Source organism: Serratia sp. NPDC087055, from assembly GCF_044900985.1.
Lineage (GTDB): Bacteria > Pseudomonadota > Gammaproteobacteria > Enterobacterales > Enterobacteriaceae > Serratia.
Genome location: NZ_JBJDOG010000001.1, coordinates 637,078 through 651,726 on the forward strand (window position 1 = coordinate 637,078; position 14,649 = coordinate 651,726).

Consider the following 14,649-nt stretch of genomic DNA (forward strand, 5'->3'; position numbering starts at 1 on the left):
TATTCGCTGGAGGAACAATGTTATATCAACTGAGCGTGATATTTATTTTGGCACTGGTGCTGGTGATTATTGCCCGCCGCGCTGCGCTGGTCGTGGGATTAGTGGATAAGCCCAATGCGCGCAAACGCCATCAGGGGCATATTCCGCTGGTCGGTGGAATCGCCATTTATCTCAGCATTACATTTGTGACGTTCTGGCAGCCAGACTGGTTGCCACACAGCACGACCTATTTGTTGTGCGTCACCGCGTTGGTGATGCTGGGCGTGCTTGATGACCGTTTCGATCTGCCGGTGGCGCCGCGCGTCATTGTGCAGGGAGGGATCGCGCTGGCGATGATGCTGGTGGCAGGGATGCAACTTACTTCTTTCGGCTACCTGTGGGGCCATCAAGAACTGCTGTTGGGCTATGCCGCGTTACTGGTCACGCCACTGGCGGTATGGGGGGCGATCAACGCCTATAACATGGTCGATGGGATTGACGGCCAACTGGGGGCACTGTCTTGCGTCACCTTTTTGGCGTTGGCCATTTTATTCGGACTGGCAGGACATGACGAACAGGCTTTGTGGTGCCTGAGCCTGATTGCGGCGTTGGCTGCCTATCTGTTGTTCAACCTCAGCGTCTTTGGTGCGCGCAATAAAATTTTTATGGGTGACGCCGGCAGCATGGTCATTGGTTTTAGCGTGTTGTGGTTATTGGTTATCGCTACACAAGGACCGGATGCCGTCATCCGGCCGGTGACCGCGCTGTGGCTGATCGCCATTCCGCTGATGGACATGGTCACTGTGATGGTGCGCCGTCTGCTGCGCCGCCAAAGCCCGTTCAAGGCGGGTCGTGATCATCTGCACCATATTTTGATGCGCCGCGGTCTCAACGCGCGGCAGGCTCTGGGGATGAGCTGCATGTTGGCGGTCACGTTGGCCTGTGTCGGCATCTGCAGTGAAGTCCTGAAACTGCCGGATTACCAAATGCTATTGGCATTTGTATTTTGTTTCTTCGGTTATTTTGCCCTGTTGCACGAACCGCGCCAGGCAAGGATTTTTACGGATAACCCTACCGCCGATCGTTAATCCTCCCACGGGCCGCAACGGTGGCCCGTTTTTCACGGTACTGTTATGAACCTTCACTTGCCTCATTTGATGCCACTGGTGCTGTCCAGCGCCTTGCTTAGCGGCTGCACAGCGTTTCCGGGTTCACACCTCCCGACTCAGGGAAAAGAAAAAGTCATCCAACAGGACGAAAACTTCGATCTGGACAAGCAGGTCCAGGTGTACCGCGTCACGCCGATGTTGTTGGAAAAAATGCGCCGGATAGAGCCGGTGGCGCGGCCCAACCTGGCACTGGACCAGCGCCTGCAAAGTTACCAGTACCGTATCGGTGTCGGCGACGTGCTGAATGTCACCGTCTGGGATCACCCCGAGTTGACCACGCCAGCAGGGCAATACCGCAGTGCCAGTGACACCGGTAACTGGGTACACGCCGACGGCGCTATTTTCTATCCCTACATTGGTCGGGTACAGGTCGTCGGTAAAACGGTCACTGAAGTGCGCAACCAAATCGCCGCTCGATTAGCGACCTACGTAGAAAGCCCGCAGGTAGATGTCAGCATTGCCGCATTTCGTTCGCAGAAGGTGTACGTGACTGGCGAAGTGAAAACCTCAGGGCAGCAGGCCGTGACCAACGTGCCACTGACGATTCTTGATGCGATTAACGCGGCCGGAGGGCTGACCGATAACGCTGACTGGCGCAACGTGGTGCTGACGCACGACGGCAAGGAACAGCCGATTTCCCTGCAGGCGTTGATGCAACGTGGCGATATCAGCCAGAACCGTTTGCTGGCACCGGGTGACATTCTTTATGTGCCGCGCAACGACGAACTCAAAGTGTTTGTGATGGGTGAGGTTGGCAAGCAGTCGACGCTGAAAATGGACCGGAGTGGTATGACGCTGACCGAGGCGCTGGGCAGTTCTGAAGGCATCAGTCAAACGGTGGCCGACGCCACGGGCGTGTTTGTGATCCGACCGAACGGCGGTAAACAACTGAAGCGTCTGGCGTCGCTGTATCAGTTCGACTTGTCCGACGCCGCTGCGCTGGCGATGGGCACCGAATTCCAGTTGGAACCTTATGACGTGGTGTATGTCACGGCGGCACCGATAGCGCGTTGGAATCGCTTGATCAGCCAATTGGTACCGACTATTTCCAGCTTCAACGACCTCAGCGAGGCCACGTTGCGGATCCGTAACTGGTAAAGCCGCCACGGTGACTTAAGGAATACTGATGATGAAGAACAATGCATTGCCAATTGTAATGGCTGAGCAGGACGACAAATTGGAGTGGGAGCGGTTGATTGGCCCTTTGTGGGACAACCGTTGGCGTATTCTGCTGGTGACGGGGGTGGCCGGCATACTGGGCTGTGCCTATGCATTGATGGCGACGCCTATTTATCAGGCGACCGCGTTGGTACAGGTAGAAAAGCAGCTTTCGGGCGATTCGTTACTGCGTGAAACGCTGGACAGTTCAATCGGCTCAATTGGGCAGAACTCGGCGACGCAGGATGAGGTTTCCCTGGCGAAATCGCGCTACGTGATTGGCAAAACCGTGGACGATCTTGGCCTGACGGTGCGTATCAGTCCTGATTATTTTCCGCTGTTCGGCAAGGGCATCGCCCGCCTTAGCGGAGAAACGCCACCGGCATTGCGTATCGCAGGAATGAAGACGCCAGCGGTGATGCAAGGGCAGGAATTAACGCTGACGGTGGAGGACAAACAACGTTATAGCCTGAGCTATGACGGGAAAACGCTGTTCAGCGGTGTCGTAGGGCAAGCATTGCAGCAGGGGGATTGGGCGATCAACGTGACGGCGCTGGATGCCTTGCCGGGCACGACCTTCACGGTGGTTAATGTGCCACGACAAAGAGCGGTGGACGATCTGCGCAACATGCTTGATGTTGCCCCTGGCGGTAAAGAAAGCGGCATCATGACGTTCAGCCTGGCGGGCGAAGATCCACAGCGTGCAGAGGCGGTGTTGAAGAGTATCACCGACAACTATCTGCAACAGAACGTGGATCGCAAGACGGAAGAGGCGCAGCGTATGCTGGCTTTCCTGCATGAGCAACTGCCACGCACGCAGACCTCGCTCAACAACGCCGAGAATCAGCTTAACCAGTTCCGTCAGCAGAACGATTCGGTGGATCTGTCACTGGAGGCCAAATCCGTGCTGGATACCCAGGTTCAGCTTGAGGGGCAGTTAAATGAGCTGACGTTCAAAGAAGCAGAGATTTCCAAACTTTATACCCGTGTGCATCCCGCCTACCGCGCACTGTTAGAAAAGCGCGCCACGCTGGAAGCAGAAAAGGCTCGCCTCGGTAAACAGGTGCAAACGCTGCCGAAAACCCAGCAGGAAATTCTGCGGTTGACCCGAGACGTACAGGTGGATCAGCAAGTGTACATGCAGTTGATGAACAAGCAGCAGGAATTGAGCATCAGCAAGGCAGGGACTGTGGGCAATATTCGCATTATCGATGAGGCGGAAACCGGCCTGCGCCCGGTGCAGCCACAAAAAGTGATGATCGTATTCTTCGCGCTGTTGTTGGGGGGCGTGCTGTCGGCGTCGGTGGTGGTGTTACGCGCGGCGCTGCATCGTGGCATCAGCGATACCGATACGCTGGAAAAACGGGGGATCAGTGTGTATGCCACCGTGCCGTTGTCGCCATGGCAACAAAAGCGTAACCGTGCTCAACAGCAACTGCTGACCAAAAATGGTGGCGACAAGTTGCCAATCCTGGCGCAGGAAGCGCCGGACGACTTGTCCGTCGAAGCGATTCGCAGTCTGCGCACCAGCCTGCACTTCGCCATGATGGAAGCCAAAAACAATATTCTGATGGTTTCGGGCGCCAGTCCTGCCAGCGGTAAGAGTTTCACCAGCACTAACCTGGCGGTGGTGATCGCGCAGGCGGGCCAGCGGGTGTTGCTCATTGACGCCGATATGCGCAAAGGTTTTCTGCATCGTTGGCTGAACAACAGCGCCAAGGGTGGGCTGTCTGACATGCTGTCAGGACTGATTGCGCCAGACCTGGCCGTCAAGAAAACGGACATTGCGAATCTGGATTTCGTGCCTCGGGGCCAGGTTCCACCCAATCCGTCTGAATTGCTGATGCATCAACGTTTCGCTGACTTCCTGCACTGGGCGGGCCAGCACTACGATCTGGTGTTGATCGACACCCCTCCCGTACTGGCGGTGACGGATGCTGCGATTGTCGGGCATCACGCCGGCACCTCACTGATGGTGGTGCGTTTTGAGGTCAATACCGTCCGACAGATCGAAACCAGCATCCGACGTTTCGAGCAAAACGGTGTGGTCATTAAAGGGGTGATCCTGAACGGGATGGTGAAGAAAACGGCTAACGACGCCGGTTACTATACCTTTGCCTACCCTAGTCATCAGGAAAAGGTTCAGTAACCGCATGAAAGCGATGCTGATGAATTCCCTGTGGTTAATGTTGGAACGGGTATCGCTAAGCCTGTCGGGCATTTTCGTTTCGGTCTATGTGGCGCGTTATCTGGGGCCGGCCCAATACGGATTGATCAATTACTTGCTGTCCGTGATCGCCATTGCCGTGCCGCTGGTGCAATTGGGGGCCGATGCGGTGTTGTTCAACCGTGTTGCACGGCAGCGGCACAGCGGTATTCGTCTGATGCTGGCCTCCATGCGATTGCGGCGTCGGCTTTTTGCGCTGATCGCCGTGCCCTTGATGGCTTGGGCACTGCTGACGCAGGATCGGACCAGCCAAATGATGATGGCGCTGATGCTCGCCAGTGCGTATTTCTCCATTCAGGACGTTTACAAGATTTATTACGACGCGCTGCTGAAATCCAAGTTGAACACGTTGATCAATAACCTGGCGCTGTTGTTGTCGATCATCTTGCGGCTGGCGCTAGTGCACGCCCAGCTGTCGTTGGCGTGGTTTGCCATTCCCTATGTGCTGAGCAGCCTGATTCCCTACGCAGTACGGTGGGTCCTGTTTCGTCGTGAACAGGGCGGCATGATGCCCATCAGCCGGCGCCACCAACGGCGTTATGGTCGTTATTTGTTGAAGGTGGGGTTGCCGCTGGCCGTTTCCGGTTTGTCGATTGTCATTTACACGCGTATCGATCAGATCATGATCGGCAACTATGTGGGTGAGCACAGCGTCGGGCTTTATAGCGCAGCCATCACCTTGAGTCAGGGATGGATCTTCGTACCGATAGCTTTGATCACCTCGATGATGCCAGGAGTGGCAAATGCGCGCACATTGGCCGAGCAGGAAGGGCGCATTCGGTTGTTGTATCTGGTGGTGTTATTGCTTTCGATGCCGGTGATAGTGTTGTTATCACTGTTTCCAGGTCCGATCGTGGCCTTGATGTTTGGCTGCAGTTACCGCGAAACCGCCACTATTCTGGCACTGTGTTCGGTGACGTCGTTATTTTCGGTGATGGGCACGGTGTCCTACCGGGCCATTGTGTTGTTTGGTGGTTACCGCTTTATCGCCATAAAAATGCCGTTGGCCGCATTGGCCAATGTTCTGATGAATCTGGTGTTGATACCGCGTTATGGCATTTGGGGGGCGGCGGTTTCAACCTTGGTCACCGAGTTTGTTTCATTTTTTGTACTTAATGGCTTTTTCAGAAGAGGACAAATTACCCGGCTGCAGGTCACCTGCTACCGTTGTTTACCTCAATTAATAGGGAAGGTGCGAGAACTTTATGCTAAATAATCTGGTGAAGGGTTTTTACCGCAATATACCCGACGCATTATATCATCAGTTAAAATATGCTTTGTTTTTTCGTAAAGTGCCACATTTGGCGAAGCCAGTGGGATATAGCGAAAAACTGATGCGCAGGAAGGTATATCCTTTGGCGATGTATACTCAGCTATCCGATAAATATCTGGTGAGAGAGTATATTGAAAAGTTGTGGGGGGCAGAATACCTCATCGAACTTTATGCACAGGGGCGCGAATTAACGGAGTCGATGTATCAGGGATTGCCGACGTCGTTTGTCATCAAGGCAAACCACGGCAGTGGCTATAACAAGCTGGTGTTCGATAAAAGCCAGACCAGCTTTAATGAATTGAGGGTGTTAACCAACAGTTGGTTACGTCAGAATTTTTATCAGGTCTACCGTGAGCGTCATTATAAGGACATTACGCCCTGCGTCATGGTTGAGAAAATGCTGCTTGAAGACGGCAAGACACCCAATGACATTAAGATTCATTGTTTTAATCGTGGTGGGGAGGTTCGGTTCTTTATCCAGATTGATTATCTGCGTTTTACCGATCACCGTCGGGATTTTTTTGACGCCAACTGGAACCGTACCGAGATCCGGTTGGGCGTTCCCAATAGTGACGTACCTATGGACAAGCCCTGTAAGCTGGAGAAAATGCTGGCATTGGCAACCCAGGTCGCAGAGCAGTTCTCTTATGTTCGGGTCGATTTTTATCAAGTGGAGGAGCGTATTTATTTTGGTGAACTGACGTTTACCCCAGGAGCCGGCTTGCAAAGGTTGACGCCGGAAACCATTGAACAGGAGTGGGGAGGTTATTTCCAGGATTAGCTGAATAACCGGTAGGCTGCGTGCATTTTACCCGCGTCAGTATGGGGGATAATAACCGGACAAGGATATGCTGGGATAACAAACTATTCCGTTGGCATCATTATTTTTTTGCCAAATGATAATATATTGTTGAGGTAATAAATGGACTTATCAATTGTCATGCCCGTTTTTAATAACTCAGCCAGTCTGGCCACAACATTAGCCCGCATGACCCATGCTTGCTCCGGGTTCGATTATGAAATTATCGTGGTTGATAATGCTTCAGATAAACAAGAGTTGGACAAAATGCGCAGCCTGTTGGTTGCTAATCACCGGGCGCGTTTGCATGAAAGTAAAACACGGAGTAATACGGCGGTATCCTGCAATACCGGTTTTCGCTTGGCGAGTTCAGACGTGGTTTTCTTTCTGGAACCGGAAGACTCATTCAGTACAAATTATATTATCCGGCGTCTGAAACGCCATCAGGATACACGGATTGATATTGTCTTTGGTAACTACACCACGGTGAGTGACAGAAATACCCGCAGTTATATGTTTGATTACAAGGAAGGCGCAACGGGCGCGGATTTTTTATTCCTGGATATGGGTGACATTCGGACTTCCACCATCAGCCTGCGTAAAAAAGCTGACCGGCGATTTTTATTTCCGGAGTTTCTCTACAAATACCAGGATTGGGGGTTTTTGGTTAATGCCACCAACCTGGGGGCGAAAGTGGCATTTGATGAAGGGCGCGGGGTATTTATCCGTTGCGGTGATGCCGACACCGATCGCTGCCGGATGAGCATCGACGCCAGTGAACAATTTATTGACGCATACCTCAACGCCAGCGGGCGTTATATCAGCGGTTTTGCCTGCAAACATCTGCTGGCTTCGTTGTACAGCGAGAATTTGCAGGCTTTCAACTATTACTCATCACGCACAGAACACCATGCCCTTAGCAGTAAGTTTAAGGCAATTAAATTGTATGGGGACTGCCTGGCCAGATTGGGGCTGTTTCCGTTGGGGGGGCGTCTGTTGCGTACCGCCCGCGAGGGATTTCGGAGATGACATGCAGCAACGAAAAGTAGCGATTGTGATTGAGAACATCGCCGAGAAAGGCGGTACCGAACGGGTAGCCAGCAATCTGGCCAATGCATTATCCACGCGTTTGGGCCACCAGGTGGATCTGGTGTCGATCAGCGGCGATCGGGCGTTTTATCCGTTAGAGACCGACGTGACGTTACGTTTTATGCCCGGCAGAACGTTGCTCTGGCCTTGGCGACTGGCGTGGACACTGCGGCGGGGTCGTTACGACGTTATCGTCACTGTGTCGATGGGGAAACTTTCGTCAATCATGGTGCCGTATCTGCGTTTGCTGTGCCCACACAGTCGTCTGCTACTGAGTGAGCATGTCAGTTTTCACCAGTACGCCTGGCCGATGAAGTGGTTGAAGGTACTGGTTTATCGGCTGGGTGACCGCACGGTGCTGCTGACGAAGAAGGATCTGTCGATCATCAGTCGTTGGGTGCCTGAGCGGAAATGTCGGGTTATCGAGAACGTTTCACCGTTCCCGGTGCAACCGCCGCAACCGGCCCTGCAACAACCGGTTGCGTTGGCGGTGGGGCGATTGTGTTATCAGAAGGGGTTTGACCGGTTAATCGCGGCTTGGCAGGGCGTGGCCCAGCAGGCTGCGGGCTGGCGGTTGCATATCGTCGGTGATGGTCCGGATCGTGCGGCGTTACAGCAGCAAATTGAGGCTGCCGGTCTTACTGAACAGATCACGCTGCTGCCGGCGACGGCTGACATCGCCAGCCACTATCGCCAAGCGTCGATGCTGTTGATGACATCGCGTTATGAAGGATTACCGATGGTGCTGATTGAAGCGATGAGTTTTGGTCTACCGCTGGTGGCGTTTGACTGTCAGACGGGGCCTGCCGAACTGATCGACGACGGTGATAACGGCTACCTGGTGGCTGAAGGCGATATCGACGCGTTCAGCCAGCGTACGCTGGCGTTGATTGATGACGGTGAACTGCGTCAGCGTTTCTCCCTGCATTCGCTGACGCGGGCGCAGCAGTTTATCCCCGAGCGTATTTATCCCCAATGGCAACAGCTTATCGCTGGAGGTTAAGATGGAAAAAGTGTCAGTTATCATGCCGGCCTACAATGCCGCTGGTTTTATCAAACAATCCATTCTGGGTGTGTTGAATCAGACGTACCAGGATTATCACCTGTATGTGATCGACGATGCTTCAACGGACAATACCGCCGATGTGGTGAAGCCCTTTATTCACGATCGTCTGACTTACATTCGCAATAACACCAACCAAGGCGTAGCCGAAACCCGCAATATCGCGATTGAAGCCGCGCGCGGCGACTATATTGCGTTTTGTGATAGCGACGATGTCTGGCACCCCAACAAGCTGGCGCGCCAGGTCGGTATCTTGAAAACCGATCGTTATGACGTCGTATGCTCCCATTATTACACCTTTATAGATGACCCTGCCCAGGTAAAAAACTACCGCGGTGCCGGAGAGATTATCGCCTACAACGACATGCTGAAAAGTAACTGGATCGGCAATCTGACCGGTATGTACAACCAACGTCAGGTCGGCAAGGTGTATCAGAGCAAGGTCGGTCATGAGGACTACGTGATGTGGCTGTCGGTGCTGGAGAAAGCCCGTAACCATCTGGCGTATTGCATTCCAGAGCCACTGGCCTTCTACCGCCTTTCTGCCCAGTCGTTGTCCGGTAATAAGATCCAGGCTGCGGATTGGCAATGGCAGATTTACCGCCGTCATCTGGGGTTGTCCTACCAGAAGTCCTGTTATCTGTTCTTCTCTTATTTGTACAGCGCGGTGATGAAAAGACAATGAACCTCAGCACGCTAACGTCGGCCTGCCTGTTGGCGGGCGCCGGGTGGACGGGGCTGGTTAATGCCGCCCCTTGTGGCGACAATCTGTTGACGAACCCCGGCTTTGAACAAGGGGGAGCAGGTTGGTCGTTGGCTTCCGCTGAGGTGGTGCCCGGTGGGCACGGCGGTCAGCACAGCCTGTTCTATCAAAACCACAATCCCGCCAATTACCACAATATGGTGCAGACACTGCCGGTTAAACCGGGCCAGCAGGTGGCCTTCGGTGTTTGGGTGCGTGGTGAGAACCTGAAGGGTAAGGGAGAAAATCAGGGCGCGAGCCTGTTTATCGAAAGCTATGACGACCAGGACCGCTTTTTAGCCGGTAGCTATCCGCAGGGGGTATTGGGTACCAGCGGTTGGCAGCCGGTCACGGGCGACTTCCGGGTGCCGCCGCGGGCAGTGAAGGTCGTGCTCGGGGTGTATCTACGCCAAGGCACGACCGGTAATGCCTGGTTCGATGATGTTTACGCCTGCCGGCAACCTGTCGCACCGGCGCTATATCAAATGCGCAGCAGCAAGGGCTCGGCATCCAGCCTGATTGAAGTGGTGGATCCGCAGCAGGTTCAGGTCGACAGTACGCTGGTTAACGACAAAAACACCCCGGTGAAACGTGACAGTCGCCGCTATAGCATCAGTGCGAAACAGCCGGTGGAATTTCCGCTGCCTGCGGGGCTGGCCGCCGGGGAGTATCGCTTACAACAACAGGTGACGGATGTGGCTTCGCAGCGCAGCCAGCGTAGCGAAATGCCCATCAGCGTGGGCCGTGCTCAACCCAAAGTGGCGTTGGATGCGCAGGGTTACACCCTCAAACAGGGTAAGCGCTTCTTCCCACTTGGCATCTATATGTATGGTGAGATGGCAACGGACGAACATCTGGCACGCATCCGCGATGCCGGTTTCAACACGCTGCTTAATTACAATTACGGTACCGGTCGCGATCCATACAATTATTTTCGCAAAACGCAGCAGTACGGTTTACAGGTGATTTTCTCGCTCAAGGATATGTACGCCGGTACCCGTTTTGCGCCAGACACCCACCTGAGTTACCCGCAACTGACGGCAAGCTACGTGGAAAAATTCAAGAACGAACCCAACCTGCTGGCCTGGTACATCAACGATGAGTTGGGGCCAGAATATGTGCCGCAGATTGAGCAGAAACACCTGCAGGTGAAACAATTGGATCCCGATCACCTGACGTTCCAGGTGCTGGACAAAACCGGCACGCTCAACGCCTACTTCAACAGTTCGGACGTGTTGGCCAGCGATCCTTACCCGGTTGGCAGAGATGCCGATCTGACGCGCACACTTGAGTACACCCGTGTGACCAGCCAGGTTGCGCGCCAGGTGAAAGGAGCCTGGTTGGTGATGCAGATTATGGATCACGCTGCCTACGCGCCGAGCCGTAAACCACGTCAACCTACGGAGGCGGAGATCCGCAACCAGGCTTGGTTAGGCTTGATTGGCGGTGCCAAGGGCATCCTGTTCTATTCCTATACCGACCTCTTCTACAAGCGCCAACGCGGTGGTTTTAGCCAGCAGGAGTTCGATGCCATCTGGCAAGGCGTCGCCAGCGTGAGCAAGCAGATTGTCAGTTTTGACCCCTATCTGCTCTCGGGTGAAAGCACGCTGCTGCAAGGCAACAATACTGCCATTCCTGCCCGCTTGTTTATCAATGGTGGGCGCGGCCTGGTGCTGATAGCCAACCCGTATTATCGGCCAATGTCGGCACGTTTTGATTTGCCTACAGGCTGGCAGGCCGAAGGGCGTGGGCAGATCGACGCAGAATTGCCGTCAATGGGTAGCCGAGCAGTATGGATGCAACGTCAAACAGAAAATAAAGGATAACCTGTCATGAATACCACCCTGAGCCTGATTATTCCGGTCTATAAGGTTGAGGCTTATATTGAGGCATGCCTGTGCTCGGTGTTCCAACAGCTGACTGACTGGGCAGAGGTGATCATCGTGGATGATGGCAGCCCGGATGGGTCCATGAGCATTGCCGAAGAGGTGCTGTGCCGCTACCCGCAACATAAACGACGGGTGAGCATCCTGCGCCAGGACAACCAGGGGCTGAGCGCAGCGCGTAACAACGGTATCGCCTTGGCCGAGGGGCGTTATGTCGGCTTTCTGGATTCCGATGATGTTCTGCTGGAAGGGTACTTCAGCATTCTGGGGCGTTTGCTGGCAGATAATCCGCTGTCGGACATTGTGGCGTTCAATGCCCAGCGTTTCTCGGCGATCCGTCGTAATGGAAAGATCCAACCCGACTGCACGATGGCGATTGTGCCCGGCAATGCCGCACCACAGCACAGCGAAAGCCATATGGCACTGCTGGCGGACAGCTTCAACCGCAGCATGTGGTTCGCTTGGGCGCGTATTTACCGGAAAACCCTCTTTGACGAAGCGCGTTTTCCGGTTGGCCGCAACTTCGAGGACATTCAGTTAATTCCGCAGCTGTATCTGAAAGCGGAGCGCATTGTGGTCTGTGACACCCCATTGATCGGGTATCGCGCCAACCCGAAGGGCATTACACGAGCGCCAAAAAGGCGCGATCTGGACGATCTGGATTATGCGATCGACGGTGCGGACAGCGGGCGCCGGCAAGGGGCCGGCCATGGGCTGTATTCGATTCTTTTCGTCACGACGTTGAAGGCACGCTTGCTGGTCGGGTTGGACTTTTTTGGACTGCGTGATGCGCTGCGAGAAACGCGCGAACTGAAACGCCGTTACTCCGGTCTGCGAGCTGAAGAGCGCAAAATGCTCAGCCGCAAGAATCGGCTGTTCTACCGCAGCCCACTGGCGTACTACCTGATGGCGCGTTTGTATAACCTGCGCGGATAGCGGCGCAGTTTTCGTCCATTTCTCCATTGTGTCGGGCGCTGCCTACTGCGCCCATGTCAACTGGGGCGAATTTGCTCGCCCCCAACAGGCAGAACCAAACTATGAGTATCACCGTCAGCGTCATAATACCCACCTATGGCCGCAGTGAGCTGCTGGCTCGCGCTATTGACAGTGTATTGGCGCAAACGCACCGCCCATTGGAAATTATCGTGGTGGATGATAATCCACAGGGCGATGCCCATCGTCTTGCGACCCAGGAACGTCTGGCCGAGTATATCGAGCGGGGGCAGATTATTTATTATCCACGTCGACACAACGGCGGGGGGGCTCAGGCGCGTAATAGCGGGATCCTGCGTTCACGTGGGGAATACATTACGTTTTTGGATGATGACGACTACTACCATCCACAAAAAATCGCGCGTCAGTTGACGTTTATGCAGCAGGGTCATTACGACGTTAGCCTGTGCGATATGGACATTTTGCAAGCGGGGCAGATCAGCGCTGAGCATTACTATCGGGCGCGTTGCGAGGGCCTGGAAGACTTTATGTTGGCTGGTGTGGCTTACACGCCGATGATCATGATGCGGCGCAGTACGGCGATTGCGGTACGTGGCTTCTTCAACACCCCGCGCTACCAGGACCATATCTTCCTTTACCGGCTACTGGCTGCCGGGGCTCGCATTGGCACTTTGCATGAACGGTTGGCGGTGCACAACGACCATGATGGTGAGCGGATCACCTCCAGCCCGAAAGGCATTATCGGTTATCGCAATAAAATGCAGTTCGAACAGCGGCTGATGCCGCAAATATCGCCTCGAGCGCGCAAGATCATGCGCCTGCGCCATACCTGCATTAACTCGCGCATCATTACAGACTGCAAGAGCCGTCTGGTGGGTGTTTTGTATGGGTTAAAGGGCATCATCTACATCAACAGTGGCCTGATGGCCGGTGTGTATATGAAGAATATCATCCGTAACGTGTTTTTCCGTGGCCTGCCGTTCTGATGCGTTAGCCGAAAAGATAAAGAACAACGCCCCTCCAGAGGAAGATTATGCGCTTTGAACGTTCGACGTTGATTGGCAGCGTGCTGTTGCTGACGGTTCCGCTTTTTGCGTTGCTGCACAGTATTGCCACGCTGCGGGTGGGAAAGAAAAACTCGGCGGCTTATCTGCTGATAGCACTGTGCTTTTTCTTCATTTTCATCAAGATCCCGCCCTTGGCGGATCTCTACCGTCATTTTGCCAATTACGATGCCATCAACTCGGCCACCCGCCTGGGAGATGTCATTCAGGGCAAGGTGGATGTGGTGTTGTACGCCAACTTCTATATTTTTAAAACGCTGGGTATTCCCTTTTTTGTTATCCCTGGGCTCTACGTGGGGCTGTCGGTCTACTGTTATCTCAGTGCGTTGAATATTGTTATGCGGCACACCGGTAAGGTGTTTTCGGCGCGGCAGTTTGTGTTGTTGCATCTGGCGGTATTGTTCCTGATTAACCCCTTTATCATTGCCATGGGGTTGCGCTTTGGTTTCTCGATGGCGGTGATGACCCTGGCAATGGTGTTGTTTTGCCATAAGCTCAACCGCCCACTCGCCGCAAGCCTGATGCTGTTTGCCATGCTGACTCACTTTTCCAGCATGCTGCTGGTTGGGGTGTTTCTGTGCAGTAAAGTGATGCGTCTGAACCGCTTACTGACGGTGGTATTGAGTGCCATTGCGTTGCTGACCGCGAAGTTCGCACTGCCGTTTATCGTTTCCCATATTACGATTTCCGGCATCAACAGTTATTCCGATGTGTATACCTCAGGGATGTATGCCAGCGATTACCTGACGTCCGGTAACGCTAACGGGATGATTAATTTCTTGATTGTGTTATTCCCCGCGCTGTTTCTCGGCGTATTCATGTTGTCCCACCCGATGCACAACCAGGTTGGCGACATCAAAAACTATGCGGCCTGGCTGGTGGTGTTTGTTTTCCTGTGTTCCAGTTCGCTACAGGCAGCCAGCCGCTATGCCAGCGTGGCATCGGTATTTTTGCTGTTTTACTACATTGCTCATCAGGGTTCGTTTATCCGCGGCAGGTTTAACTACTTCTTCCTGTGTTTCATGTTGATGGCGACAGGTTATAACCTCATTGAGAACATTTATGTCCCACGCCGACCGATCATGTTGGGGCAAATGTGGCAGCAGTTCTACAAAACACCGCTGTTGAATCTGTTTTATGGCGAACAGGATTATGAGCAGTATCTGCGCGTGATTAACCGCGACAGCGGTGAGTGGATAGGGCATGAGATGGATCTGGGGTAACGCGCCTTACCCACCACCAACAA

At 53.9% G+C, this 14,649-nt stretch carries 12 protein-coding genes; all 12 read left to right on the forward strand.

Translation table 11 applies throughout. From position 1 onward, the window contains the following. Nucleotides 1–17: 17 nt before the first annotated feature. The 12 genes from wecA (at nucleotide 18) to ACI2J2_RS03010 (ending at nucleotide 14,626) form a co-directional block, all read left to right on the forward strand. Nucleotides 18–1,067, forward strand: a complete 1,050-nt coding sequence (gene wecA / locus ACI2J2_RS02955; protein ID WP_209635397.1) for a UDP-N-acetylglucosamine--undecaprenyl-phosphate N-acetylglucosaminephosphotransferase — start codon at nucleotides 18–20, stop codon at nucleotides 1,065–1,067. Nucleotides 1,068–1,112: 45 nt separating this feature from the next. Next, nucleotides 1,113–2,246: a polysaccharide export protein gene (locus tag ACI2J2_RS02960; protein WP_404759379.1), complete on the forward strand. Its 1,134-nt coding sequence runs from the start codon at nucleotides 1,113–1,115 to the stop codon at nucleotides 2,244–2,246. Between the two features lie 28 nt (nucleotides 2,247–2,274). Further along, nucleotides 2,275–4,455, forward strand: coding sequence for a polysaccharide biosynthesis tyrosine autokinase (locus ACI2J2_RS02965; protein WP_209635393.1), 2,181 nt, complete (start codon nucleotides 2,275–2,277; stop codon nucleotides 4,453–4,455). Between the two features lie 4 nt (nucleotides 4,456–4,459). Continuing rightward, nucleotides 4,460–5,749, forward strand: a complete 1,290-nt coding sequence (locus tag ACI2J2_RS02970; protein ID WP_404759380.1) for a flippase — start codon at nucleotides 4,460–4,462, stop codon at nucleotides 5,747–5,749. Next, on the forward strand, nucleotides 5,739–6,587 hold the full coding sequence (locus ACI2J2_RS02975; protein ID WP_265553781.1) for an ATP-grasp fold amidoligase family protein: 849 nt from the start codon (nucleotides 5,739–5,741) through the stop codon (nucleotides 6,585–6,587). Before ACI2J2_RS02970 ends, ACI2J2_RS02975 begins: the two co-directional genes overlap by 11 nt. A 141-nt stretch (nucleotides 6,588–6,728) precedes the next feature. Next, nucleotides 6,729–7,634, forward strand: a complete 906-nt coding sequence (locus tag ACI2J2_RS02980; protein WP_209635387.1) for a glycosyltransferase — start codon at nucleotides 6,729–6,731, stop codon at nucleotides 7,632–7,634. 1 nt (nucleotide 7,635) lies between these two features. After that, the gene (locus tag ACI2J2_RS02985; protein WP_404759381.1) at nucleotides 7,636–8,697 is read left to right on the forward strand and encodes a glycosyltransferase family 4 protein; all 1,062 of its coding nucleotides are present in this window, start codon (nucleotides 7,636–7,638) and stop codon (nucleotides 8,695–8,697) included. 1 nt (nucleotide 8,698) lies between these two features. After that, nucleotides 8,699–9,442, forward strand: coding sequence for a glycosyltransferase family 2 protein (locus ACI2J2_RS02990; RefSeq protein ID WP_209635382.1), 744 nt, complete (start codon nucleotides 8,699–8,701; stop codon nucleotides 9,440–9,442). Beyond that, entirely contained in the window at nucleotides 9,439–11,325 is a 1,887-nt protein-coding gene (locus ACI2J2_RS02995) for a carbohydrate binding domain-containing protein (RefSeq protein ID WP_404759382.1), read from the forward strand. Before ACI2J2_RS02990 ends, ACI2J2_RS02995 begins: the two co-directional genes overlap by 4 nt. A gap of 6 nt (nucleotides 11,326–11,331) precedes the next feature. Then, nucleotides 11,332–12,321, forward strand: coding sequence for a glycosyltransferase family 2 protein (locus tag ACI2J2_RS03000; RefSeq protein ID WP_404759383.1), 990 nt, complete (start codon nucleotides 11,332–11,334; stop codon nucleotides 12,319–12,321). 101 nt (nucleotides 12,322–12,422) lie between these two features. Continuing rightward, nucleotides 12,423–13,325, forward strand: coding sequence for a glycosyltransferase family 2 protein (locus ACI2J2_RS03005; RefSeq protein ID WP_404759384.1), 903 nt, complete (start codon nucleotides 12,423–12,425; stop codon nucleotides 13,323–13,325). Nucleotides 13,326–13,372: 47 nt separating this feature from the next. Next, nucleotides 13,373–14,626 (forward strand): hypothetical protein, encoded by a 1,254-nt coding sequence (locus tag ACI2J2_RS03010; protein WP_209635373.1) that lies wholly within the window; start codon nucleotides 13,373–13,375, stop codon nucleotides 14,624–14,626. Nucleotides 14,627–14,649: the final 23 nt, after the last annotated feature.

What these genes read in the sequence shown, in the direction of transcription:
- wecA (WP_209635397.1), top strand. Translation starts at nt 18, where the DNA reads ATGTTATATCAACTGAGCGTGATATTTATTTTGGCACTGGTGCTGGTG.
- ACI2J2_RS02960 (WP_404759379.1), top strand. Translation starts at nt 1,113, where the DNA reads ATGAACCTTCACTTGCCTCATTTGATGCCACTGGTGCTGTCCAGCGCC.
- ACI2J2_RS02965 (WP_209635393.1), top strand. Translation starts at nt 2,275, where the DNA reads ATGATGAAGAACAATGCATTGCCAATTGTAATGGCTGAGCAGGACGAC.
- ACI2J2_RS02970 (WP_404759380.1), top strand. Translation starts at nt 4,460, where the DNA reads ATGAAAGCGATGCTGATGAATTCCCTGTGGTTAATGTTGGAACGGGTA.
- ACI2J2_RS02975 (WP_265553781.1), top strand. Translation starts at nt 5,739, where the DNA reads ATGCTAAATAATCTGGTGAAGGGTTTTTACCGCAATATACCCGACGCA.
- ACI2J2_RS02980 (WP_209635387.1), top strand. Translation starts at nt 6,729, where the DNA reads ATGGACTTATCAATTGTCATGCCCGTTTTTAATAACTCAGCCAGTCTG.
- ACI2J2_RS02985 (WP_404759381.1), top strand. Translation starts at nt 7,636, where the DNA reads ATGCAGCAACGAAAAGTAGCGATTGTGATTGAGAACATCGCCGAGAAA.
- ACI2J2_RS02990 (WP_209635382.1), top strand. Translation starts at nt 8,699, where the DNA reads ATGGAAAAAGTGTCAGTTATCATGCCGGCCTACAATGCCGCTGGTTTT.
- ACI2J2_RS02995 (WP_404759382.1), top strand. Translation starts at nt 9,439, where the DNA reads ATGAACCTCAGCACGCTAACGTCGGCCTGCCTGTTGGCGGGCGCCGGG.
- ACI2J2_RS03000 (WP_404759383.1), top strand. Translation starts at nt 11,332, where the DNA reads ATGAATACCACCCTGAGCCTGATTATTCCGGTCTATAAGGTTGAGGCT.
- ACI2J2_RS03005 (WP_404759384.1), top strand. Translation starts at nt 12,423, where the DNA reads ATGAGTATCACCGTCAGCGTCATAATACCCACCTATGGCCGCAGTGAG.
- ACI2J2_RS03010 (WP_209635373.1), top strand. Translation starts at nt 13,373, where the DNA reads ATGCGCTTTGAACGTTCGACGTTGATTGGCAGCGTGCTGTTGCTGACG.